The organism is Amaricoccus macauensis (assembly GCF_014201905.1).
GTDB classification, from domain to species: Bacteria; Pseudomonadota; Alphaproteobacteria; order Rhodobacterales; family Rhodobacteraceae; genus Amaricoccus; species Amaricoccus macauensis.
In genome coordinates this window covers 40,319-62,674 of sequence record NZ_JACHFM010000002.1, presented here as the reverse complement: position 1 = coordinate 62,674, position 22,356 = coordinate 40,319, and the positions used below count along the sequence as shown (strand labels likewise).

Annotated in this window: 18 protein-coding genes; 4 read left to right on the top strand and 14 right to left on the bottom strand. The window is 65.8% G+C overall.

Translation table 11 applies throughout. The features are described from left to right. Window positions 1-2: 2 nt before the first annotated feature. The gene (locus tag HNP73_RS07885; RefSeq protein ID WP_184148142.1) at window positions 3-3,191 is read right to left on the bottom strand and encodes a helicase-related protein; all 3,189 of its coding nucleotides are present in this window, start codon (window positions 3,189-3,191) and stop codon (window positions 3-5) included. Window positions 3,192-3,234: 43 nt separating this feature from the next. Beyond that, window positions 3,235-3,915: a tetratricopeptide repeat protein gene (locus tag HNP73_RS07880; RefSeq protein ID WP_246399690.1), complete on the bottom strand. Its 681-nt coding sequence runs from the start codon at window positions 3,913-3,915 to the stop codon at window positions 3,235-3,237. Window positions 3,916-3,981: 66 nt separating this feature from the next. On the opposite strand from HNP73_RS07880, the gene HNP73_RS07875 reads away from it, so the two are divergent. Together HNP73_RS07875 and HNP73_RS07870 are read left to right on the top strand one after the other, a co-directional pair. After that, window positions 3,982-4,278 carry an SCP2 sterol-binding domain-containing protein gene (locus tag HNP73_RS07875; RefSeq protein ID WP_184148141.1) on the top strand — a complete coding sequence of 99 codons (297 nt, stop codon included), beginning with the start codon at window positions 3,982-3,984 and terminating at the stop codon, window positions 4,276-4,278. 21 nt (window positions 4,279-4,299) lie between these two features. After that, window positions 4,300-5,280 carry an alpha/beta fold hydrolase gene (locus HNP73_RS07870; protein WP_184148140.1) on the top strand — a complete coding sequence of 327 codons (981 nt, stop codon included), beginning with the start codon at window positions 4,300-4,302 and terminating at the stop codon, window positions 5,278-5,280. 58 nt (window positions 5,281-5,338) lie between these two features. On the opposite strand, the gene HNP73_RS07865 is transcribed toward HNP73_RS07870, so the two are convergent. The 6 genes from HNP73_RS07865 to HNP73_RS07840 all read right to left on the bottom strand — a co-directional run bounded on the left by HNP73_RS07865 (window position 5,339) and on the right by HNP73_RS07840 (window position 13,845). Further along, window positions 5,339-5,719, bottom strand: a complete 381-nt coding sequence (locus tag HNP73_RS07865) for a helix-turn-helix domain-containing protein (RefSeq protein WP_184148139.1) — start codon at window positions 5,717-5,719, stop codon at window positions 5,339-5,341. 264 nt (window positions 5,720-5,983) lie between these two features. Continuing rightward, the gene (gene typA, locus HNP73_RS07860) at window positions 5,984-7,801 is read right to left on the bottom strand and encodes a translational GTPase TypA (RefSeq protein WP_184148138.1); all 1,818 of its coding nucleotides are present in this window, start codon (window positions 7,799-7,801) and stop codon (window positions 5,984-5,986) included. 383 nt (window positions 7,802-8,184) lie between these two features. Beyond that, window positions 8,185-9,210 carry a recombinase RecA gene (gene recA / locus HNP73_RS07855; RefSeq protein WP_246399689.1) on the bottom strand — a complete coding sequence of 342 codons (1,026 nt, stop codon included), beginning with the start codon at window positions 9,208-9,210 and terminating at the stop codon, window positions 8,185-8,187. A 191-nt stretch (window positions 9,211-9,401) separates the two neighbouring features. Next, on the bottom strand, window positions 9,402-10,256 hold the full coding sequence (locus HNP73_RS07850; RefSeq protein WP_184148136.1) for a 4-(cytidine 5'-diphospho)-2-C-methyl-D-erythritol kinase: 855 nt from the start codon (window positions 10,254-10,256) through the stop codon (window positions 9,402-9,404). A gap of 75 nt (window positions 10,257-10,331) precedes the next feature. Then, window positions 10,332-12,053, bottom strand: coding sequence for a tetratricopeptide repeat protein (locus HNP73_RS23900; RefSeq protein WP_184148135.1), 1,722 nt, complete (start codon window positions 12,051-12,053; stop codon window positions 10,332-10,334). A 136-nt stretch (window positions 12,054-12,189) separates the two neighbouring features. Beyond that, complete coding sequence (locus HNP73_RS07840) at window positions 12,190-13,845, bottom strand: electron transfer flavoprotein-ubiquinone oxidoreductase (protein ID WP_184148134.1); 1,656 nt, start codon at window positions 13,843-13,845, stop codon at window positions 12,190-12,192. Between the two features lie 165 nt (window positions 13,846-14,010). On the opposite strand from HNP73_RS07840, the gene HNP73_RS07835 reads away from it, so the two are divergent. Then, entirely contained in the window at window positions 14,011-14,298 is a 288-nt protein-coding gene (locus tag HNP73_RS07835) for a ribbon-helix-helix domain-containing protein (protein WP_184148133.1), read from the top strand. Window positions 14,299-14,601: 303 nt separating this feature from the next. On the opposite strand, the gene HNP73_RS07830 is transcribed toward HNP73_RS07835, so the two are convergent. The 5 genes from HNP73_RS07830 to HNP73_RS07810 form a co-directional block, all read right to left on the bottom strand. Beyond that, a complete protein-coding gene (locus HNP73_RS07830; protein ID WP_184148132.1) occupies window positions 14,602-14,847 on the bottom strand; it encodes a hypothetical protein in 246 nt (81 codons plus the stop codon). A gap of 151 nt (window positions 14,848-14,998) precedes the next feature. After that, the gene (locus HNP73_RS07825) at window positions 14,999-15,526 is read right to left on the bottom strand and encodes a hypothetical protein (protein WP_184148131.1); all 528 of its coding nucleotides are present in this window, start codon (window positions 15,524-15,526) and stop codon (window positions 14,999-15,001) included. A gap of 237 nt (window positions 15,527-15,763) precedes the next feature. Continuing rightward, on the bottom strand, window positions 15,764-16,186 hold the full coding sequence (locus HNP73_RS07820) for a hypothetical protein (RefSeq protein ID WP_184148130.1): 423 nt from the start codon (window positions 16,184-16,186) through the stop codon (window positions 15,764-15,766). An 860-nt stretch (window positions 16,187-17,046) separates the two neighbouring features. Beyond that, window positions 17,047-17,406, bottom strand: coding sequence for a hypothetical protein (locus tag HNP73_RS07815; protein ID WP_184148129.1), 360 nt, complete (start codon window positions 17,404-17,406; stop codon window positions 17,047-17,049). Between the two features lie 629 nt (window positions 17,407-18,035). Continuing rightward, a complete protein-coding gene (locus tag HNP73_RS07810; protein ID WP_184148128.1) occupies window positions 18,036-18,296 on the bottom strand; it encodes a hypothetical protein in 261 nt (86 codons plus the stop codon). A gap of 1,519 nt (window positions 18,297-19,815) precedes the next feature. Between HNP73_RS07810 and HNP73_RS07805 the strand changes: the two genes are divergently transcribed. Further along, entirely contained in the window at window positions 19,816-20,211 is a 396-nt protein-coding gene (locus tag HNP73_RS07805) for a helix-turn-helix domain-containing protein (RefSeq protein ID WP_184148127.1), read from the top strand. Window positions 20,212-20,615: 404 nt separating this feature from the next. On the opposite strand, the gene araD is transcribed toward HNP73_RS07805, so the two are convergent. Continuing rightward, entirely contained in the window at window positions 20,616-22,355 is a 1,740-nt protein-coding gene (gene araD, locus HNP73_RS07800) for an L-arabinonate dehydratase (protein ID WP_184148126.1), read from the bottom strand. Window position 22,356: the final 1 nt, after the last annotated feature.

Here is a 22,356-nt window from a genome sequence, read left to right as displayed (position 1 = left end):
GGTCAGGGGCGCAGCTTCAGCGCCATGAGCGCAGCGAACGGATTATCCGGGTCGATCGGCTTCTCGTGCCGCGGTGCGCGAGCCGCCACTGGCTTCTCGTCCCGCTTTCCCTTGCGCTCTTCCTGCGTCCGATTGCCGCCCTTGCGATCACCCTTGCCGTCGGCCTTGCGCTGGTCGCCCTTGCGCTCGTCCGAACGCGGCTTGCCGCCTTTCGCGCGCGCCTCGTCACCACCGCGCCGACTACGCTCGCCACCCTGACGCTCGCCGCCAGCGCGTTCGCCGCCCGAGCGCTCACCACCCGAGCGCTCACCACCCGAGCGCTCACCACGCGGGCGGCCTTCCGGCCGACGACGCTGGCCTCGGGTGAAGAGAAAGAACGTTTCAGTCTCGCCGTCGCTCCGGGTTTCCGCCCCGGCGGGACCAGGCGCCGTCGCTGCAATCTGACCGTCAGCGACCACGCCCGGCGCTTCAGGCATCGCCGGAGGCAGGTCCGCCGGCGGAACCTCCACGGGCTCCTCGATCGGAACGTCAGGCTCGGACGGAGCCGGAGGCACCTCTGTCGGCTCGTCGATCGGCACGTCAGGACCGCCCGGGACCGCAGGGTCCTCAACCGGCACGTCCGGGTCAGGCACTTCGACCGGCATCGGCGGCACGTCAGGCTGGGGCGCATCCGGCTGGGGCGCATCCGGCTGCGGAGCATCTGGCTGGGGCGCATCAGGCTGGGCCGCCTCCGGCAGAGCCGCTTCCGGCGAGGCCGCAACAGGCCGGACCGCTTCCGGCGCCCCGGCCTTTTCCTGACGCCGCTTCGGCCGCGTGCTCTCCTCGGCGTGGTAGCCGAGGCCGCGCATCAGCTTCGCAAACTGCTCGAGCGAGAGGCCGGTGATCGACAGCATCTCGGGCGTTGCCTCGAAGCCGCCACGGGCATCGAGGTTGCGGGTCATGTCGGCAAGGCGCTCCAGCATGTCGATGCGGATCGCCCGGTCGCCCGCGAGGCGGTAGCCCGCCCTCGGGTAGTAGCCACCCGGCGCGTCCTTGAGCGCCGCGACGGTGACGAGCCCCGGCGGCGGCGATTCGGGGAAGACGTCGAGGTTCTGCGCCAGCGACCACAGGACCAGCCGGAGGCGGGTGGGCGCGGGCTTCAGGAGCAGCGGCAGGAAGACGGTGTACTGCCCGAAGCGGACACCGTGCCGGCGCAGACCGGCGCGGCTTTCCTGGTCGAGACCCTTCACATCGTCGGCGACCTCGCCGCGCGGCAGGATCCCGAGCGCCTCCACAAGCCGGAAGGCAATGCCACGGGCCATGCCGGACAGCGCCTCGTCGTCGCGGAGCGCGACGAGCGGCTGGAAGAGCGCGGCAATCTTGCGGTCAACCCAATGGCCGAGGCGGCGCTTCACCTTCTCGCCCACGGAGGGATCGGCATCCTCGTCGACAAAGGGCTGGATCTGCGGCGACAACGCATCGGCACCGGCGACGAGCTTGCCGACCGCATGCTCGCCCCACATGAGGCCGCCCTGCTCGGTGACATCGATCTCGGTATCGGGCGCGTTGTAGAACTTGTCCGCCCGAAGCGACAACGCCGGCGCGAGCGCGGCGAGCCCCGCCTGTCGTAGCGTGCGGGCCTGATCCGCATCGGCCGAGGGGTCGAGGCGGAAGCGGAATCCCTCAAGCCGACCGATGAACTGGTCGTCGATCGTGACCTCGCCGTTCTCCGTGACAGTCGCCACCAGGCTCTCCTTCTGCTTCAACCGCCGCATCAGGACACTGGTGCGGCGGTCGACAAACCGCTGGGTCAGCTGCACGTGAAGCGCATCCGACAGGCGGTCTTCTACCGCACGGGTCTCCTCCCGCCAATGGGCGGCGTCATCGATCCACGCGGGGCGCTGAGCCACATATGTCCATGTTCGGATATAGGCGAGACGCTTGGACAGCGTATCGATGTCGCCATCAGTCCGGTCGATGCGCGCGATCTGGCGCGCGAGCCAGTCGGTGGGGATCCCGCCCTTGCGCAGGAAACCCCAGATTCGCAGGCAAAGCGCGGCATGCTCCTGCAGCGTCACCTTGCGGAAATCGGGCACCTGGCAGACATCCCAGAGTCGCTTCACCTCTGCCGCGTTGCCGAGCGAGACGCCGAGATCGGGCATCGCCGCGAGCTCCTTCAGCGTCGCAAGGTCGTCCGCCTCGCGGGCACGGGCGAGATCGGGGTGATGCGACCCGACCTCGAGGCTCGCGATGAGATGCCGAGGGCTCGCGAAGTCGAGGGCAGAACTGCGCCACTGCAGGCGGGAGAGCGGCGCGAACCGATGGTTCTCGATTGCCTCCACCACCTCGGGCTCGAGCGGTGACGCCTCGCCGGTGACGCCGAAGGTTCCGTCCGTGGTGAAGCGTCCGGCCCGACCGGCGATCTGGGCGAGCTCGTTCGGGGCGAGATGCCGGTGACGGCGACCGTCGAACTTGACGAGGCCGGAGAGCGCGACGTGGCTGATGTCGAGGTTCAGTCCCATGCCGATGGCGTCGGTGGCGACGAGGTAGTCGACATCGCCATTCTGGTAGAGCGCGACCTGGGCATTGCGCGTCCGGGGCGAGAGCGCGCCCATCACCACCGCCGCGCCGCCCTTCTGCCGGCGGAACAGCTCGGCGATGGCATAGACATCCTGGACGGAGAAACCGACGATGGCGCTTCTGGGCGGCATCCGGCTGATCTTGCGGGCGCCGGTGTAGGTGAGTTGCGAGAATCGCTCGCGCTTCAGCATCTGCTGGCCGGGTACGAGGCTCGCGATCCGGGCGCGCATGGTCTCCGCGCCAAGGAACAGCGTCTCGTGCAGCCCGCGCGCGTGCAGCAGGCGGTCGGTGAAGATATGACCCCGATCCGGGTCGCCGCAGAGCTGGATCTCGTCGACCGCGAGAAAATCCGCGCCGATATCGACCGGCATCGCCTCGACCGTGCAGACCCAGTAGGCCGCCCGGGCCGGCACGATGCGCTCCTCGCCGGTGACGAGCGCCACGACCGAAGGGCCACGCAGCGCCACGATCCGGTCGTAGACCTCCCGCGCGAGAAGGCGGAGCGGCAGGCCGATCACGCCGGTGCGGTGGGCGAGCATCCTCTCGACCGCATAGTGGGTCTTGCCGGTATTCGTCGGCCCGAGCACCGCTGTGACGCGGCGATCGCGAGGGACCGTGGAGTCTGATGCCATGCAGTCGGGTGTCCTTGGCCGCGCTATGCCACGGGGAGCGGAGCTAGAGCTCCACCTCGCCGGTCTGCTTTTCCAGGCGGGCGATCTCGTCCTTGATACCCGGACGGTTGGGGTTGAGCTTGGCGGCCATCCGCAGGGCCGCGAGCGCGTCACGCGGCTCGTCCATTGCCTCGAGCATCGAGGCAAGGCCGGTCAGAGCGCCGAAGTGGCGCGGGTTCAGGACCAGCACGTGCTCGACGTCGGCCATGGCGAGCCCGAAGTTGCCTTCCAGAAAATACGCCGTTGCCCGGGAGTTCCAGGCCTCGGCAAATCCCGGCGCATGATCGATGAGCGCGGAGAAATGCTCGACGGCCGTCGGATAATCTTCCTCGGCCAGCGCCTTCTGCCCCCGCTCCAGCAGCAGATCCATGGCCGGCGAGCCGGAGCGCGACCAGATCCTGAGGATCTCGGTCTCCAGTCGCTCCCAGTCCTTGCGGCCGGGCTCGGCAAGCTCGGATAGAAGCGTGTCGATGCGCGCGGGCGCAGGTGCCGCGTCGTCCCGAGGCGCCTCCACCAGCGGAAGCGGCTCGGACGGCGGCACACCGGGGCCCCCGCCGGCACCGGGCGCAGGAGCCTGCGCGACGGCCGGCAGCACGCCAATCGGCAGGGGCATGGTTCCACCCGGCGTCACGATCGCGAGCCCGGCGAGCGCGACGACAAGTCCAAGCTTTTGTAATGCTGCCATGCGCCCTAGATTAGCAGTCCGGCCGCAGAAATCGAGGGCCGCGCGCCCACCATACGGAGAGTTTTCATGAGTGAGATTGTCGACGCCGCCGTGACGGCGCTGAACCGCCGGCTGGACGGTGCCGGAATCGACGGCGCGGTGCGGTTCGTGATCGAGGACGAGGGCGCGCTGCTGATCGGCTCCGATGGTGCGGTACCTGACGCATCCGACGACGACGCCGACTGCACGCTCACCGCCAGCGCCGAGACCTTCCAGGACATCCTCGCCGGCGATCTCGACGCGACTTCGGCCTTCATGAGCGGGCGGCTCAAGGTCGAAGGCAACATGGGGCTCGCCATGAAGCTCGGAACGCTTCTCTCCTAGAGGCCTCCGAGCGTGCTTCCCGTGGGAGCGACGGCCGGCGCGCCGTTCTTCGCCGACGTGGCCGACGCCCCGGATGGCGCCGACGCGTTCTGGCTGACCGCTGCGGACGGCACCCGAATCCGTGCAGTCGTCTGGCGCGGCGCGTCGGACGCCCGTGGCACGGCGGTGATCTTTCCGGGCCGGACCGAGTTCGCGGAAAAGTACGGTCGGGTGGCGGGCGGGCTCGTCGAGCGCGGGCTCGCCGTTCTGGTTCTCGACTGGCGTGGGCAGGGTCTCTCGGACCGCTATCCGCCGAACCCGATGCTCGGCCACATCCGGGATTTCCGCATCTATCAGCGGGATGCGGCAGCGTTGCTCGATCTTGGCACCGCTCTCGGGCTGCCAGGACCGCGCTATCTCGTGGCGCATTCCATGGGGGGCTGCATTGGCCTCCGCACGTTGCTGGAGCGACCGGAATTCAGCGGGGCCATCCTCTCGGCACCCATGTGGCGCCTGGAAATGCACGCCATGACGCGCGCGCTCACCAGCCGGATGACCCGTCTCGCCAGCCTCGCCGGGTTCGGCGCCCGATTGATGCCTGGCACCCGACCCGGTCCGACCGCGCACGCAGGCTTTGCCGGGAACGCACTCACCAGCCACGTCGATACCTTCGAGTGGTGCGTCCGGCAGATCAACGCGCATCCCGAACTGTCGCTCGGAGGCCCAAGCATGCAGTGGACCCATGCTGCGCTCCACGAGATGACCCGGCTCGACACCGCGCCGCTGCCGCGAATACCGACGCTGGTGATGCTCGGTGACGCGGAAAACGTCGTGTCGAGCACTGCGATTCGCGCGCGGGTCGCCCGGATGGCTGCCGGCGAGGTCCTCGACCTGCCCGGCGCCCGGCACGAGATCTTCATGGAAGGTCCCGAAACGCTCGCACGCGTCTGGGAACGCATCGAGCGCTTTCTGGACAAGATGCCGGCGCGACAGGGAGTCTCGGAACCCGACACACCGCCATGACCGGGATGCGACATCCCGCAACTTCCTGCGGAGCGGAAGGCCGCTCCGCCCCGCGGCGTCAGGCGACGTCGCTGAGGACGCGCGCCAGATCGAAGAGCCGGCGACGCTGCGCCTCCGGAATGGCGTAGTACGAGCGGACGAGCTCGAGCGCCTCCTTGTCGGCGAGCAGATCGCCACGCTCAGGCAGGTCGGCCGCCGAATGGGCGTTCGGCGCTGCCTCGTCCTCGAGCCCCTCGAAGAAGAAGCTGATCGATACGTCGAGCGCCTGGGCGATGTCCCAGAGACGCGAGGCACTGATCCGGTTCATCCCGGTCTCGTACTTCTGGATCTGCTGGAACTTGATCCCGACGATATCGCCGAGCTGTTGCTGGGTCATGCCGACCATCCAGCGGCGATGCCGGACCCGCTTGCCCACATGAACGTCAACCGGATGCTTCATCTCACTGCTCCGCACTATGCCGCGATTGCTCCTTACTCACTCATAGAGCATGTTCCGTGCCAACAATCGCACAAAAGCGCGCGGCGTCGGAAAGCCACTCAATCAGGGGTAATAAGCCCGAAATTGCTCACTTTCCGATCCACAATCAGCGCGCGATCCCCGAGCTGCCCGAATTTGCGCAGCACAACCATTCCGTGAATTGCAAAGCGGTTTGCAAAACGCGAAGATTGCATTGCGCAGATCGCACTCACCCATAGGATGCTATCAGGCGCCTTTCCGCGATTCACGCTTACGCTCGTGAGGATCGAGGTAGCGCTTGCGCAGACGAATGTGGCGCGGCGTGACTTCCACGAGTTCGTCGTCCTCGACGTAGGCAATCGCCTGCTCCAGGGTCGGCCGCGCCGGAGGGGTAAGTACCACCGCCTCATCCTTGCCGGAGGCGCGGACGTTGGTGAGTTTCTTTCCCTTCAGTGGGTTAACCTCAAGATCATTGTCCCGGCTGTGCTCTCCGAGGATCATCCCCTGATAGACCTGCTCGCCGGAGCCAATGAAGAAGCGGCCGCGATCCTCAAGATTGAACAGAGCATACGATACGCTTACTCCGTCCTCGATTGAAACGAGCACGCCATTTCGGCGGCTGGGGATCGAACCCTTGTGCGGTGACCAGCCGTGAAATACTCGATTGAGAATACCCGTGCCGCGAGTATCCGTCAGGAACTCGCCATGGTAGCCGATCAACCCACGACTGGGCACATGCGCGACGATACGAGTCTTGCCGCCGGCACCCGTCCGCATCTCCGCGAGTTCGCCCTTGCGCTGAGAAAGCTTCTCAACAACGACACCGGAAAATTCCTCGTCGACGTCGACCGTCACTTCCTCGACCGGCTCCAGACGCCCGCCATCCTCGTCACGGAAGATCACCCGCGGGCGAGAAATCGACAGCTCGAAGCCTTCACGGCGCATGTTCTCGATGAGCACGCCCATCTGCAGCTCGCCACGACCCGCTACCTCGAAGGCGTCGCCGCCCGGGGTATCGGTTACCCGGATTGCGACGTTCGATTCTGCTTCGCGCAGGAGACGGTCGCGAATGACGCGGCTCTGGACCTTGTCGCCGTCGCGCCCGGCAAGCGGGCTGTCGTTGATACCAAAGGTTACACTGATCGTCGGCGGGTCGATCGGCTGCGCCGGGATCGGCTCGGAGATCGCAAGATCGGCGATGGTATCGGCAACGGTCGCCTTGGTCATCCCGGCGAGACTGACGATGTCGCCAGCCTCGGCCACCTCGATGGGCTGACGCGCGAGCCCACGGAAGGCGAGGATCTTCGAGATCCGGAAGCGCTCGATCTCGGTCCCGTCCCGCGAGAGGGCGTGGACGGACTGTCCCGTGCGGACCGTCCCCGTCTCAATACGACCGGTGAGGAGACGGCCGAGGTAGGGATCAGATGCCAAGGTGGTCGCGAGCATCGAAAACGGCTCGTCCGCCCGGGCAAGCTGGGTCGGTGCCGGAACATAGTCGACGACAAGCTGGTAAAGCGCCGAAAGATCCTGACGCGGACCATCGAGTTCCGTATCAGCCCAACCGGCGCGGCCGGATGCATAAAGCACCGGGAAATCGAGCTGCTCTTCATTCGCATCAAGCGTCACGAAGAGGTCAAAGACTTCATTCAGCGCGCGGTCGGGCTCGGCGTCCGGTTTGTCGACCTTGTTCAGGACGACGATAGGTTTGAGGCCAAGGCGGAGAGCCTTGGACGTAACGAACTTCGTCTGGGGCATCGGGCCCTCGGCGGCGTCGACGAGAAGGACGACACCGTCGACCATACCGAGGATGCGCTCGACCTCACCGCCGAAGTCGGCGTGTCCGGGGGTGTCGACGATGTTGATGCGGTGGCCATGCCACTCCACACTCGTCGCCTTGGCGAGGATGGTGATGCCTCGCTCACGCTCCAGGTCGTTGGAATCCATGGCCCGTTCGACAGTGGCCTGGTTGTCGCGGAAGGTGCCGGACTGCTTCAGAAGAGCATCGACGAGCGTGGTCTTGCCATGGTCGACGTGCGCGATGATCGCGATATTTCGGATGTCCATTGGAGGGCCTGGATGGTGGTCGGGTCGGTCGCCCGTCACCGCGCCCCTTATCCGCTGCAGCGCAAGATAGCAACGGCCGGGGCGGATTCAGCCCACGCACGGCCCCTGCGCTGACGCTTCCCGGCCCGCATGCCTCCTGACGCAGCCGAGGGACGCGCGAGCATCAACGGAACCAGCACAAGGCGTCAACGGAGATCGTGCCGCCAGCGGCAGCCAGCGCCGGCAGCCAGAGCCCAGGTCCGCAGGAAGACGCGCGAGCAGAATCGGACAGAACCATAGCCGTGGGCGAATTCGGCCCTCAGCGGGTAGAGCGCGTTGCCTGGCATCGGGAGGAACCCGAACGCCGGGCCGGCAGGGCCGGCCGCGGCAACCTCAGACTCTCGTCAGTCGTCCAGAACGTCGGCGGTCTCCTCGCCGGACATGGCGAAGTCAAGACCATGCGCGGCGCGGATCTTGTCCTCGATCGACCATGCGATGTCGGGGTTTTCCCTGAGGAAGTTCTTGGCGTTCTCACGGCCCTGTCCGATCCGCTGATCGGCGAAGGAATACCACGCACCCGACTTCTCGACGACACCAGCCTTGACGCCGAGGTCAATGAGCTCGCCACGCTTGGAGATGCCCTCGCCGTACATGATATCGAACTCGACCTGCTTGAACGGCGGCGCGACCTTGTTCTTCACGACCTTGACGCGTGTGGAGTTGCCGACGACCTCGTCGCGATCCTTGATTGCGCCGATGCGACGGATGTCGAGGCGGACGGAGGCGTAGAACTTCAGGGCGTTGCCGCCGGAGGTGGTCTCGGGCGAGCCGAACATCACGCCGATCTTCATGCGGATCTGGTTGATGAAGATCACCATGCAGTTCGAACGGCTGATGGCGGAGGTGAGCTTGCGCATCGCCTGAGACATCAGGCGAGCCTGCGCGCCAACCTGGGCGTCGCCCATCTCGCCCTCGAGCTCGGACTTCGGCGTCAGCGCCGCGACCGAGTCGACGACAACGACAGAAACCGCGCCGGAGCGCACCAGCGTCTCGGTGATCTCGAGCGCCTGCTCGCCGGTGTCGGGCTGCGAGATCAGAAGCTCGTCGATGTTGACGCCGACCTTCTTCGCATAGACCGGATCGAGCGCGTGCTCGGCATCGACGAAGGCGCAGACGCCGCCCTTCTTCTGCTCTTCGGAGATGACATGGAGCGCGAGCGTGGTTTTGCCCGAGCTTTCCGGCCCGTAGATCTCGATGATCCGGCCCTTCGGCAGGCCGCCGATGCCGAGCGCGATGTCGAGCCCGATCGAGCCGGTCGAAATTGCCTCGATGTCGAGGGCCGGCGTCGAGCCGAGCCGCATGATCGAGCCCTTGCCGAAGCTGCGCTCGATCTGCGCCAGTGCGGATTCGAGCGCCTTCTGCTTGTCCATGCCGCGTCTCTCGGAAAAGTCCACAACGGAGTTCATCGTTTCGGAGCCCTTATTCCACAGTTGCCGGAGGGCGGCAATCACGCGCGTCGTTCACGGCTTGTTCACTCCGTCAAAATGAGGGCAAAACGAGAACATTTCAAGTCGAATATGCATCATCCGCCGAAGGTTTGCGCACGGCGGTTAACGTGGGCTTAAACTCGGGAGCGTGCCGCGCCGTCCCCGCCAGCCGGAGCGGCGGCGATCCACCACTCGGGTTCGGCGGCGCGCAACGTATCGGCCGCGGCCAGCGCCGCGGGTAGAGTGGCGAAGAGGCCGAAGCAGGTGGCGCCGGAGCCCGACATGCGGGCGAGGCGGCATCCGGCCTGCGCCGACAGGGCGGCGAGGGTGCGGCCGATCGGCGGGGCGATGGCGACGGCGGGGGCTTCGAGATCGTTGCGCTGGCGGGCGAGCCAGTCGAAGAGCGTGTCCGCGTCCGGCGCGCGCGGCAACTCGCCAAGGCCCTCATTGTCGCGGGAGGCGAGGCCGGAGAAGACCGCGCCGGTCGGGACCGGGACACCGGGGTTCACGAGGACGATGGCGAAGGACGGGAGCGCGAAGGGGGTCAGCGCCTCGCCGATCCCCTGCATCCGGCAACTTTCACCCACGAGGCAGACGGGCAGGTCGGCACCAATCCCGAGCACCGCGGCGGCGGACGGCAGCGAGACACCCCAGAGCCGCGCGAGAAGCCGCAGCGCGGCGGCCGCGTCGGCCGAGCCGCCACCGATGCCACTCGCGATCGGCAGGGACTTCGTGAGCCTGAGGGCCGCGCCCTGCCCCGCCCCGAAGAGCGCGGCGGCGCGCATGACGAGGTTCGACGGGCCCGCGTCGAGGTCACGCCCGAAGGGGCCGTCGATCGTCAGGGAGAGACCACGCGCCGGCTCGGCCTCGAGGTGGTCGCCGAGTTCGGGAAAGACGACGATGCTGTCGAGCAGGTGGTAGCCGTCGGCGCGGCGGCCGGTGACGTGGAGCGCAAGGTTGACCTTGGCGCGGGCGAGTTCGGAGGTCATCAGGCAGGGGCCGTTGTCGATGCGCGGCGGGACGCCGGGCCGGGGGCAGGAAATCGGGGATCGGCGGCCGCTCGCTCAGCCGTCCCTGGCGGGCTCGGCGGCCAGCACCTTGTCGAGACCTTCCGCGAGCTTCTTGCGGATGCGGTCCATGTCGAGATCGTCGGCCGGGCCGAACGAGAGCGCCCGGCGCCACTGGAACTCGGCCTCGCGCTTGCGGCCGACCTTCCAGAGCACGTCGCCGAGATGGTCGTTGATCACCGCATCGTCCGGTGTCAGCTCGACCGCGCGCAGCATCGGTGCCACGGCATCCTGGTAGCGGCCGAGGCGGTAAAGCACCCAGCCGAGGGAGTCGGTGATGTAGCCGTCGTTCGGCTGATCCTTCGCGGCCTTCTCGATCATGCCAAGCGCCTCATCAAGGCTCTCGTGCTTCTCGACGAGGGAGTAGCCGAGGTAGTTCAGGACCAGCGGCTGATCGGGTTCGAGCCGCAGTGCCTCGCGGAAATCGGCCTCGGCCTTCGGCCAGTCGCCGGCCCGCTCGTAGGAGATGCCGCGGGTGTAGAAGAGCACCCAGTGCGCAGGACGCGGCTTGCCGGCGAGCACGATCGCCCTGGTGTAGGCCTCAGCCGCCTCGGCGAATTTCTCCTCGGCGCGCAGGGCGTCACCGAGGGCGCTTTCGACCTCGATCATGTCACCGTGGCCCTTGGCGAGCGCTTCGAGCGTGGCGATGCCGGCATCCGGGTCGCCGGCCGCTCGCTGCGTGGCCGCCCGGCGGATCTGGGTGGTGACGTACCAGGGTGAGGTCTCGGGAACACTCGCCAGCGCCTCGGTCGCGAGCGCGAACTGGTCCTCATCCTCGAGGACCTGTGCCGAGAGCAGGTGCGCCTCCACGAGGTCCGGGCGGATCTCCTGGGCGAGGCGCGAGTGGACCAGCGCGACACGCTGGGTGTCGGGGGCGTTCAGCGCGTCGGCAAGGGTGAGAAAGACCTCCGCCGCGCCGTCCCGGGCACTGGTCACCTGATCGAAGGGCACCTCCTCGCCGTCGGCAAGGCGGTTGCGCAGGTCGAGGAGCGGCGCATCGGGCTGGCCTTCGGACATGGCGGCGTCGATCATCGCCGCGGCGTCCTTCTCGCGACCGAGCTGGGCGAGGATCTGGGCATGGGCGACGACCGCCGAGCGGTTCAGATGCAGCGGCCCCTTGTCGCCGCCGGCCATCAGCGCCTCGGCGGACACGAAATCGCCGGCCAGCGCGAGGGCGAGGGCCTTGTGATACTGGCCATAGGCGAGCAGCGCCTCGTTGCCCTGCAGCGCGTCGAACTTCGCCTGCGCGGCGGGGAAATCTTCGCGGCCGACCTCGATCCAGCCTGCGAGCAGTCCGCCGAGAAGCGGGTTCACCGTCTCGCCGGCCGCGGTGAGGATCGCCTCGGCGGCATCGAAGTCGTCGGCGGCGATGCGGTCGCCGAGGCGGACGAGCGTCGCCACCTGGTTGTTCGGATCCGCCGCTTCCAGCCGGTCGGCGAGCCCGCCGGCCACCTTGAAGTCGCCCATCGCCACGCGGGCCACCGTCGCGTTCGTGAGGAGCCTCAGGTTCGTGGGATCAAGGGCCAGTGCCTCGTCGTAGTACGCGGCTGCCTCGGTGTAGTCGTTGCGGAAGTCGGCCTGCATCGCCGCGAGATAGGCGCCCGAGACGCCCTCGGCCCGCGCAGGGATCGCGGCCGCGCCGAGGGTGGCGCCGAGCGCCACACCGAGGAGCGATGCCAGCGCGAGGCGACGGGCGAGAGTGGGTAGCTGGATCGGCACGAGGCGAGCTCTCCGGGAACGAGGATCGGCAGACCCTATTCCGGCGACTCGGTGGATTCAATTGCGCAAACCGACCGCAGCGGCACTCCGCCAGTCACACTTTCTCCAGCCGGCCCGACTTGTCCTGCCCGAGCGATCACATGTTCGGGTAGTTCGGTCCGTCCCCGCCCTGCGGCGTCACCCAGTCGATGTTCTGACTTGGATCCTTGATGTCGCAGGTCTTGCAGTGGACGCAGTTCTGAAAGTTGATCTGGAAGCGCGGGTTCGAGCCGTCCTCGTCGCGGAGCACCTCGTAGACCCCGGCCGGACAGTAGCGCTGCGCGGGCTCGGCATACTCGGGCAGGTTGACGCCGATCGGGATCGAAGGATCCTTCAGGGTCAGGTGCGCGGGCTGGCTCTCGTCGTGATTGGTGAACGAGAAGGCGACGTTGGTCAGCCGGTCGAACGACAGGACGCCATCAGGCCGGGGGTAGTCGATCGGCTTGAAATCCTTGGCCTTGCCGGTCGCGGCGGCGTCGGTCTTGCCGTGGCTGAGCGTGCCGAACGGCGAGCGGTTGCCGAGAAGGCTGTTCGCCCACATGTCGAGACCGCCGAGCGCCAGCGATGCCGTGAGGCCGTAGCGCGACCAGAGCGGCTTGACGTTCCTGACCGGCTTCAGGTCGGCAGCGATCGGGCCGGTGGCTATGGCATCGGCGTAGGCCACGAGTTCGTCGCCCTCGCGCCCGGCGGCGATCGCTGCCTGCACCGCCTCTGCCGCGGCCTTGCCCGACAGCATCGCGTTGTGGTTGCCCTTGATGCGCGGCACGTTGACGAAGCCCGCGGAGCAACCGAGCAGCGCCCCGCCCGGGAAGGCGAGCTTCGGCACCGACTGCCAGCCGCCTTCGCTGATCGCCCGCGCGCCATAGGCCACGCGCTTGCCGCCCTTCAGAACCTCGGCGATCAGCGGGTGATGCTTGAAGCGCTGGAACTCCATGTAGGGATAGAGCCACGGATTGGCGTAGTTCAGGTGCACGACGAAGCCGAGGGCGATCTGGTTGCCCTCCGCGTGGTACATGAACGAGCCGCCACCAGCGTTCGAACCGAGCGGCCAGCCCATGGTGTGCACCACGCGCCCGAGATGGTGAACCTCAGGGCGCACCTCCCAGATCTCCTTCATGCCAAGGCCGAATTTCTGCGGGTCGCGGCCCTCCGAGAGACCCCAGCGGGCGATCGCCTGCTTGGCGAGCGAGCCCCGCACGCCTTCGGCGATCAGCACGTACTTGCCGCGGAGCTCCATGCCCGGCTCGTAGTTCGGGCCGGGCTGGCGATCCTTGTCGAGACCGAACTCGCCGGCGACGACGCCCTTCAGCACGCCGTCTTCCACCACGAGCTGTGACGCGGCCATGCCCGGGAAGATCTCGACGCCCATCTCCTCGGCGATGCCGGCCATCCAGCGGCAGACGTTCGCCATGGAGACGATGTAGTTGCCGTGGTTCGACATGAGCTTTGGCATCGGCCAGTTCGGAATGCGGATCTCTCCCGACGGCCCGAGCAGATAGAAGCGGTCGTCCGTCACCGCCGTGGTTACCGGCGCGCCACGCTCGCGCCAGTCGGGCAGGAGCGCGTCGAGACCCGAGGGATCAAGCACGGCGCCCGAGAGGATGTGCGCCCCGATCTCGGAGCCCTTCTCGAGCAGGACAACCGAGAGATCCGGGTCGAGCTGCTTCAGCCGGATCGCCGCCGAGAGCCCGGCCGGGCCGCCGCCCACGATGACGACGTCGTAGTCCATCGACTCCCGTTCGATCTCGGCCATTGCTCCCACCTCTGCTACCCCCGTACTCGCGCGGCACCGGTAGGTAGCCCGGCGCGGGCGGCGCGGTCAATCGACGCGGGGGCCTGTCCCGACCTTCCTATGACTTGCACAGGCGAAACGCTTCGGTACCCTGTGGGGGCAGCGAGCGAACCGGAGGCTACGGGCATGTGCCACATCTTCGCCAGCCAGGAACCGTCCGGGTACGAGCCGGAGACGCGCCGGCTGCGCCTCAACGGCCAGAGCACGAGCATCCGCCTCGAAGCGGCGTTCTGGCAGATTCTCGATGGCATCGCCGAGGGTGAGGGCTACACGACCCCCGCTTTCATCTCGAAGCTGCACGAGGAAGTCCTGCTGATCCACGGCGAGGCGCCCAACTTCACCTCGCTCCTGCGCTGCACCTGCCTGATCCACCTCGCCAACGCCCGCACGCCGATGCAGGTGGCGGCCGAGTAGCGCCGCGACGACCATCGGATGCCACGTCAGACGAGGCCGGGACTCGAGCGGCACGGCCGCTGGTCCTGACGTCCTGGCACCGGTCCTGACGTTCCGGACGACGGCGCCGGGAACGACATGCTGCAGGGCGAATCAGCCTTCCGGGCATTGGTGACGCCGGCGGCCACGGGGCGACCCGGCTGGCAATGGCAGCCGCCTCGCCGCGCGCGCCGCCGTGATCCCGGGCCGCGTCGCCACTCCCGTCGCCCCTGCGACCGAGTCCTCGGCGCCGATGTGCGCGCTGCACCGGCTCCCCCGGCCGCGTCAGTACCGCCAGTCGCGGAGCGGGCGGATGTGTCCCTCAAAAGCAAAGAGGAGTTCGAGGTCGTCGGACTCGAGCGGCATCTCGAGGTCCAGCTCTCGCTCGATGCGCACCCGCTTCGTGATTGTCCTTGCGTCAGTATCCCTCACCTCGATCTCGTAGATCAGCGGGTGTGGCCACGGCACGCAGGGATCGCCCGCCTCGTCTCGCGCCATCAACTCACGCACCACGACGGTCAGTTTGTGCATTCGCAGCTCCTCACGTCTCCGGAGCTCGCGTCGTCGACGCCTGCGGCGCAGGCCATCGCAATTCCCAATGGCGTGGACCGGCCCGGCGCCTTGAATGGGGTGAGCCTCGCGCTTCGCGTGGCCATGATGTGTCTCCTCTGTTTCGGGATGGTCAGCTCCGCCTGAAAATCGTGAAGACCAGGACTTCCTCGATTTCCGGCTCGTCGTAGAGGTATTGGCCCCGAGGCTCGCGGGTGCCGATGTAGGGTCCCCAGGTCAGCCAGCGCCAACCACCGATCGGGGGCTGATCGGTGCGCTGCATTGGTGCCACGTGCAGGAAGTAGGCCCCTGGCCGTTCGGCAATGCGCGTCGCCTCGAGCACCTGCTGCCACGTGTCGCAGACGCCGAAGGCATATGGGGCCGTGGGACTCCAGCTGCCGTAGCTGTGGGCCATGGGCGCGGGCACCCAGCCGAAGTCGACATCCTCGCACATGGGCCGGCCGGCCATCTCCCTGATGGTACCCTGGTTCTTGCTGAAGCCCTCAGGCTCCGTGTAGAGGCCGCTCGGCAGAAAGAGGTGCGGGTTCAGGCTTCGCGAACGCCAGACCCCCAGCTCGTGCCGCTCCATGCCGTCGAGAGCAGGATCGTCCAGCAGCACCAGCCTTGCACCGGGCTCGCACCACTCGGGGTCGATCAGCATCGCCGGGGCCCCTGCTTCCCCCCTGCGAAGATCACTCCCCTTGGCCCGGCATTCGCGAACGGCCGCCAGATGCAGCGCCGTCCATCAATGGGTCCCGGCGTGCTGCGCGCTGGGAGCGAAGCGACCGGGCAATCACGCGTTGCAGGGCCGCCGCTGCTCATCGGATCATGCGCGAGTTCTTGAATCGAACCTGACCTGAAAATGGGACCTTGAGAGACACGCTCCAGTCGCCTCGCGCTATCTCGGTTCGCTGAAGACCAGATGCGGATATCGGCGCGCGAAGGCCGCAATGTCCTCGAAGCTCCAGAGCTGGTCGTTCAGTTCCGAGAGCGACGTCGCCACGAGGACGTCGTCCACGGCCTGGCGCTCCTCGGCCTTCGCGAAGTCGCGGTCGATGCGCCCGAACTTGTCGTGGAATGCCAGCGCGGCCATCAGGCCGGCCGGGGCCGCGACCGCGTCGTCGTCATAGGACAGCACACGCTTCACACCCTGAGCGGCCTCCTCGCCCTGCCCCGGACAGAACAGCTGTGCCCCGACCCCGAGACAGCAATAGCAGCGAGACCCGTCGTCTTCGATGATGCAGAGGTTTCCGGACCCCTGACGGTAGCCCCCCCTCTCAAGCGCCTCCAGCCAACGGATCTGATTGGGGCCGAGTTGCATGGTTCAATCCTTCCGCCGGGACCTCCTCCGCCACGGCCTGGGCAGTCCGAGATCCTCGCTGCGATAGAGGCGCCTTCAGGCGATGTTCACGTCGCATGCGCTGCACCCACTCCGGACCCCTCCGTGCGATTGAGCTTCATTGATGAAGGATCAATCATCCACTCGCTCGGAGCATCTCCCGGGACCGCATGACCCCGGAGAAGTGGCTACCGCCATAATATATCACTTATCACTGACCCTGTCGCCGCCGGCCGCTTTGCCCACGATGCCGCAGGCAGCGGTGCTCCGACCCGATACGGGATGACCGAACGTCAGCCCCGATCTGTCGCCGGCGACGCATGCCGCCAATCACCGGCAGCAACCGCGGCCGGTCGCGAGAAAGGGACATGTCTGCGTTTTCCGTCACGCCAAGTGGCGGCCCTCGGGAAGAACTCTCGTCTGGACCATCGTCCGGCACACTGTACTCTCGCGCACCAGGCCATCGGACCAGCAATCGCCGGCAACGGCGCTAAAGATAAATATTCAAAGACCACGCGCGAACCCCCCTTCGCCCGCCAACACTCCTGCAGCGCAGACTGAGATGCTACTCCTTCTGCCCTTGATTCCACTTGTCACATGTCAGTCGTGACTTGCGCAATAGAGTTTTCGCTACGCGCGAAAGATCTGCATGTGAGCGCTTCGTCGAGCGAAAGGGTCCAGCTCAGAACTTTCGACGTCAGCTGCCAGACCAGAAAAGATGCGGGGCCGGCACTGAGCGTACTGCTGCGAAACGCGTGAAGGAAACGCTCCGACCACCCTCGCGGTTGCGCGCTCCCGGATCTCGCGCCCGCGTATCCGGTCGGCTCGTCGCCGGGCCGACATCAGTCGATGAAGATCGTCGTGAGCCCGATCTTTTTCCAGAGCTTGAAGAAGCTCCGCTTCCCGGCCAGCTTCTTCATCATCTGTCGATCATTCTGGAACACGTGCACCGATGATCGGTCCACCTGTCCGTCGATCAGCGTCACCGAGCGCTCCGAGATCACCCATAGCCCACCCCGCGTGCGATAAGCGTCAGCTTCGAACCAGAAATAGGAATTTACTCTCTTGGTACTGACCCCGCCAAGATGAGCTCCGTAAAACTGGATCGTGACACCGTCGTCCCCCGTCAGATTGTACAACTTGTAGCCATCGGGAGCCTCTTCCAGGCTATCTGTCTCCGATGACATCGTTTCATTGATCATTGGATGATCCGTCTCCTAGCCCCAGCGCCTTCCGGTTCCAGATCCTTTCCAAGGTTATCATGGAACCATCCACCTTCTTTTGCTGCCCAGTCTGTCAAGTCTCCGCGGTGAAGCTGCACTCCGGTTGTACGGATCGGGTGAGACAGCGGAACAGAGCCGTCCCATCAGCGATCACATATGGCCCAATGCCACCAGAGCTCTCCCCCTGCGGGAGCTACAGACTCCCTCTTCCGACTTCATCCGCCTGAACTCCGTCCGACCGCCACGCCTTGGGAAGAGGCAAAGGCCGAATGGAGAAGGCGCACCGGCTCCAAATTAAGTCATTATTATCGTTACTTTTTCCAAGAACCGGTCGCGCAAGTCGGCGCGCGAAACCTTGGTGACCTTACACCAACTTCAAACCGATTAAAGGCCCCCTCCTGCAGTATGACGGCAAGATTTGAAGCAGTCCCACCGACAATGACACCAGTATCAACTGAGTGAAATTCAACCGAGAAGTGATCTCTACGGCCATTTCACCCCATAAAAGTGCCATTCTGGACGTCATTTGCAATTCCCGCGCGGTTTCCACCCCCCGTCAGAGCAGGGGCACCCTACCCCGGTGGCGGCGAGACCTTGATGAGGGACCCTCAACAAAGCACTTCACGCATCACGATGATGTACGAAGGCGACAACGGGTCGAGCAGACCACAGAACGCCTCGAACGCATCGAGAAACCCCTCGTCGCCCGAAGTAGTGTCTGAGACAGTGAGCTCCACGCCATCGAGGCGCAGGCGCTCACCGACCACGACCCGCACACGGCAGATCCGCTGCGCCAGCGTCGCCTCGCGCACCTTCGCGCCGTCGTTGGCCGCTCGCCCGCCAGCGACCGGATCCCCCAATTCGGGCATGTGCCTGGCTGCCTGATTTCGCAGACCGTTGCTCGGCAGGCCACATTCCTTATCGCTCCCCGCGAGCGGAGGATCGTCCCGGCTGGTGAGGTTTCCACCCCGAGCCCCCGTCAACCCCCTCCGCAGCCCCCCGCCGCGAGACGGCACGACCTTGCGGCGATGCCTTTTGGCCGACGGCATGTGAAGCACCCCCTCGTATTGCTTCGAGCCCCGCAATTCAGTTTTCGTCACGAACTCTTGTCATGAGTTAGCAGAGTTAACACATCATCACTGACTTAACCATCGGGATCCGCGAGGATCGGCGGGTTTCCGATCACACCCCTGATACCGAAAACGTATGCGTTCCACTTTCTTCAGAACGATAGTTTGCATCTTTTCCTATTTTCACGATCTATTCCGTATATTCTTATAGTGTATCAGTCATATTTCTGACTTCGCTTCGCAAAACAGCTTCGTACTGCACACCGAAACTTTCTCGACTTGGGCTGACCAGCCACCCTGACGCTCCGAGTCGCTGCCGTCTTCAGATTCCGAGCCCTGCGGATCGTTCGTCCCGGTATCTCAAACGGCCATAAAATCTTTCAGTGATGACATATTCCAGCCCGAATGGTCCGGCTCACTGCGGTACATGGGGCCGAAGCGGCGCGTTGCACCTCGTCACCGACTGGTTGACCGGCAAAACCGATACCGCAGCGGAGGAGTTGAGGCAGATCAATGCTCCTGCCGCAATTCCGGGGTATCTCGGCGTATGATCCTCGCGACGCGATTGAAGACTGCAGGCACTCCACGAACGGCCCGCATCAGCACCATCCCGGGGCGCGGAAGGGGCCGGCGGTCGCAGGTTGGCGCTCCCCCGGGACCGGTCCGGCGCCACGACGCCAGTCGACAGGCGGTGCCGCAACAGGAAATTGGAGCGCCTGAACGGGAAGATCGGTGAACAGAAACTGACCTCCCGCCTGATATTAGAATAATCCTCAATATTAACATGCCGATTTTTACCATTCAATCGTATAGCTTGGGAGAACTTGTTACCCCCTGCGCCAGGGCCACGCCGGAGTCTCCATGCAACCTGGCACCATCCGGCAAACTCGACGGTGGTGAGGATATAGGAGCACTGCACGACTCGTGGCATAGCGCGCTCACTGCTACAAATTGGCAGGTTGGGCGCCGAGAAATGCCCTGGGAACCAATTTTCGCTTCATCTATCGCCCCATCTTACCCAAAGATGCGTGAAATGCGATTCTGAATCGGATATCAGATCCTGACGAACCCACGACCAGGGATGCCGACCCCCACCACCAAAACCATGGCCACCACCACCGCGCAGCGTACGTCACGACGATCGTGCGAAGATCAGTCTTTGAAGGAGGGTATAGCGCAAGTGATGCAATTCATCTCATTGTTTCGACTTGCCAAGTCACGCTTGATTTATCTGTAACGCTAGACTAAAACTTAATGAACTTGCGCAATGTGCGCGTCCACGAGCACCCCGCTGGGGCACCACCGAAGGAAACCTTGCATGCCGCCGAAGAAGACGACGGTTGCCGATCATCTTGTCAAGGCTCTTGATTTTTCCGGCCGCACTCAAAGAGAAATCGCCGAAGAGATCGGCTACCAGAAGTCGAACATCATCTCGATGATGCGCGCTGGTCAAACCAAGGTTCCGATCGAGAAGATTCCGCCAATGGCCAAGGCCCTTGGGGTAGATCCAGTCCTGTTCGTGAGAATTGCCCTGCAAGAATACCTCCCCACTGTTTGGGAGACCATGTCGACGACTTTCGGTGAGAACATTACAGAGCAGGAGCGCCGCTTCCTGGAGATCCTCCGCGAGGCCGACCCGAACGGTGAAATCGCCATCGACACGACGCTCAAGGTAAAGATCGCGGACGAACTACTCGGCGCGCGCCTCCGCTAGGTGTAATGGCGAACCGACAGCGGACGCAGTCTGCTTCCGCGTGGGACGCGGCATGCGCCCTTGCGGGCTGTCGTTGGTCCTCTGGCTCACGACTCCATGCTGGCAGGTGATTCCATGCTGGCGGGTGATTTCGTTGGTCGCATCGCGATGCGGCGCTCGCCCGGGCGCCGCCATCGGCGATTCGCCCGTTTCAGACTCTCGGAACGTTGGGGACGAAAGCGACCCGAACAGACGTGGGTCATTCGGACGCCGGCAAGCGACCTCGCCCATCGCGGGCAAGTCATGCCTGTGCCGATGTCAACGGAGGACCTCGGGCCGCACGGTCCGAAGTCGGCTCCGGATGCGTTGCGCGACGCCGCGCGTTCCGGGGGTCCGGCACCGGCGCATCTGTCACGACGAAAGCCTCAGTAGATGGCGGGCTCGTCGACCGGGCGACCGAAGCCGGTTTCGAGAAAGTCGAAGTCACAGCCACGGTCTGCCTGCGAGATGTGCCGGCCGAACAGGTAGCCGTAGCCCCGCTCGTAACGTGGCGCCGGCGCGACCCACGCAGCCCGGCGGGCCGCGAGGTCGGCATCAGACACCTCCATGTCGAGACGCCTCCCGGGGATGTCGAGGGTGACGAGATCACCGGTGCGCAGCAGCGCGAGCGGCCCCCCGATGTAGGCCTCGGGCGCCACGTGGAGCACGCAGGCGCCGAATGATGTCCCCGACATCCGCGCGTCCGAAATCCGCACCATGTCTCGCAGGCCGAGCCTGAGCAGCGCCTTCGGCATCGGGATCATCCCCCACTCGGGCATTCCGGGACCGCCGAGCGGACCGGCGTTGCGCAGGACAAGGACGGTATCGGGCGTCATCGGCCAGTCGGGATCATCGATGATGCGCTTGAGGTCGGGGTAGCTGTCGGCGACGAGCGCCGGTCCGGTGTGGCGATGGAACTTCGGATCGCAGGCGGCCGGCTTGATGACCGCGCCGGACGGCGCGAGGTTGCCCTTCAGCACCGCGAGCGAGCCCTCGTGGTAGACCGGGTTCGAGAGCGGACGGATGACATCGTCGTTCCAGATCGGCGCATCGCTCAGTCCCTCGGTCAGCGGCCGCCCGGTGACGGTGATCGCCGTCGGGTCGAGCCGGTCGCCGAGCTGGCGCATGAGCGCGCGCAGTCCCCCGGCATAGTAGAAGTCCTCCATAAGGTAGGTCGTCCCCGACGGGCGGATGTTGGCGATGACCGGCGTCACCCGGCCGATGCGGTCGAGGTCGTCGAGCTCGAGCGGCACGCCGGCGCGGCGAGCCATGGCGATGAGGTGGATGATCGCGTTCGTCGAGCAGCCGGTAGCCATGGCCACGGTCACCGCGTTCGTCACCGCAGCCGGGGTAAGGATGCGATCGGGGGTCAGATCTTCCCAGATCATCCCGACGATGCGCCGGCCGCAGCGGGTCGACATGCGCTGGTGGCCGGCGTCGGCGGCGGGGATGGACGAGGCCCCCGGCAGTGTCAGCCCCATCGCCTCGGCGATCGCCGTCATCGTCGAGGCGGTGCCCATCGTCATGCAGTGGCCGTAGCTCCGCGCGATGCCGCCCTCGATCCCCTGCCATTCCTCCTGCGAGATCGTCCCCGCCCGGCGCTCGTCCCAGTACTTGAAGCCATCGGTGCCGGAGCCGAGGAACTTGCCCGCGTAGTTGCCGCGCAGCATCGGACCAGCCGGCAGGAACACGAACGGCAGGCCCATGGAGATCGCCCCCATGACCAGGGCCGGGGTCGTCTTGTCGCAGCCGCCCATCAGCACCGCGCCGTCGACGGGATGGGAGCGCAGCAGCTCCTCCGTCTCCATGGCAAGGAGGTTGCGATAGAGCATGGTCGTCGGCTTGACGAAGTTCTCCGAGAGCGAGAGCGCGGGAAGTTCGATCGGGAAGCCGCCGGCCTGCAGCACGCCGCGCTTCACGAACTCGACGCGGTCCCTGAAGTGCATGTGGCAGGGCTGGATGTCCGACCAGGTGTTGAGGATCGCAACGATCGGCCGGCCTTCCCAGTCGGCAGGGTCGTAGCCCATCTGCATCGCGCGCGAGCGGTGCCCGAACGATCGCTGGTCATCGGGAACCATCCACCGCGCCGAGCGAAGATCGGCATAGGCCTTGCGGGTCATTGTCATG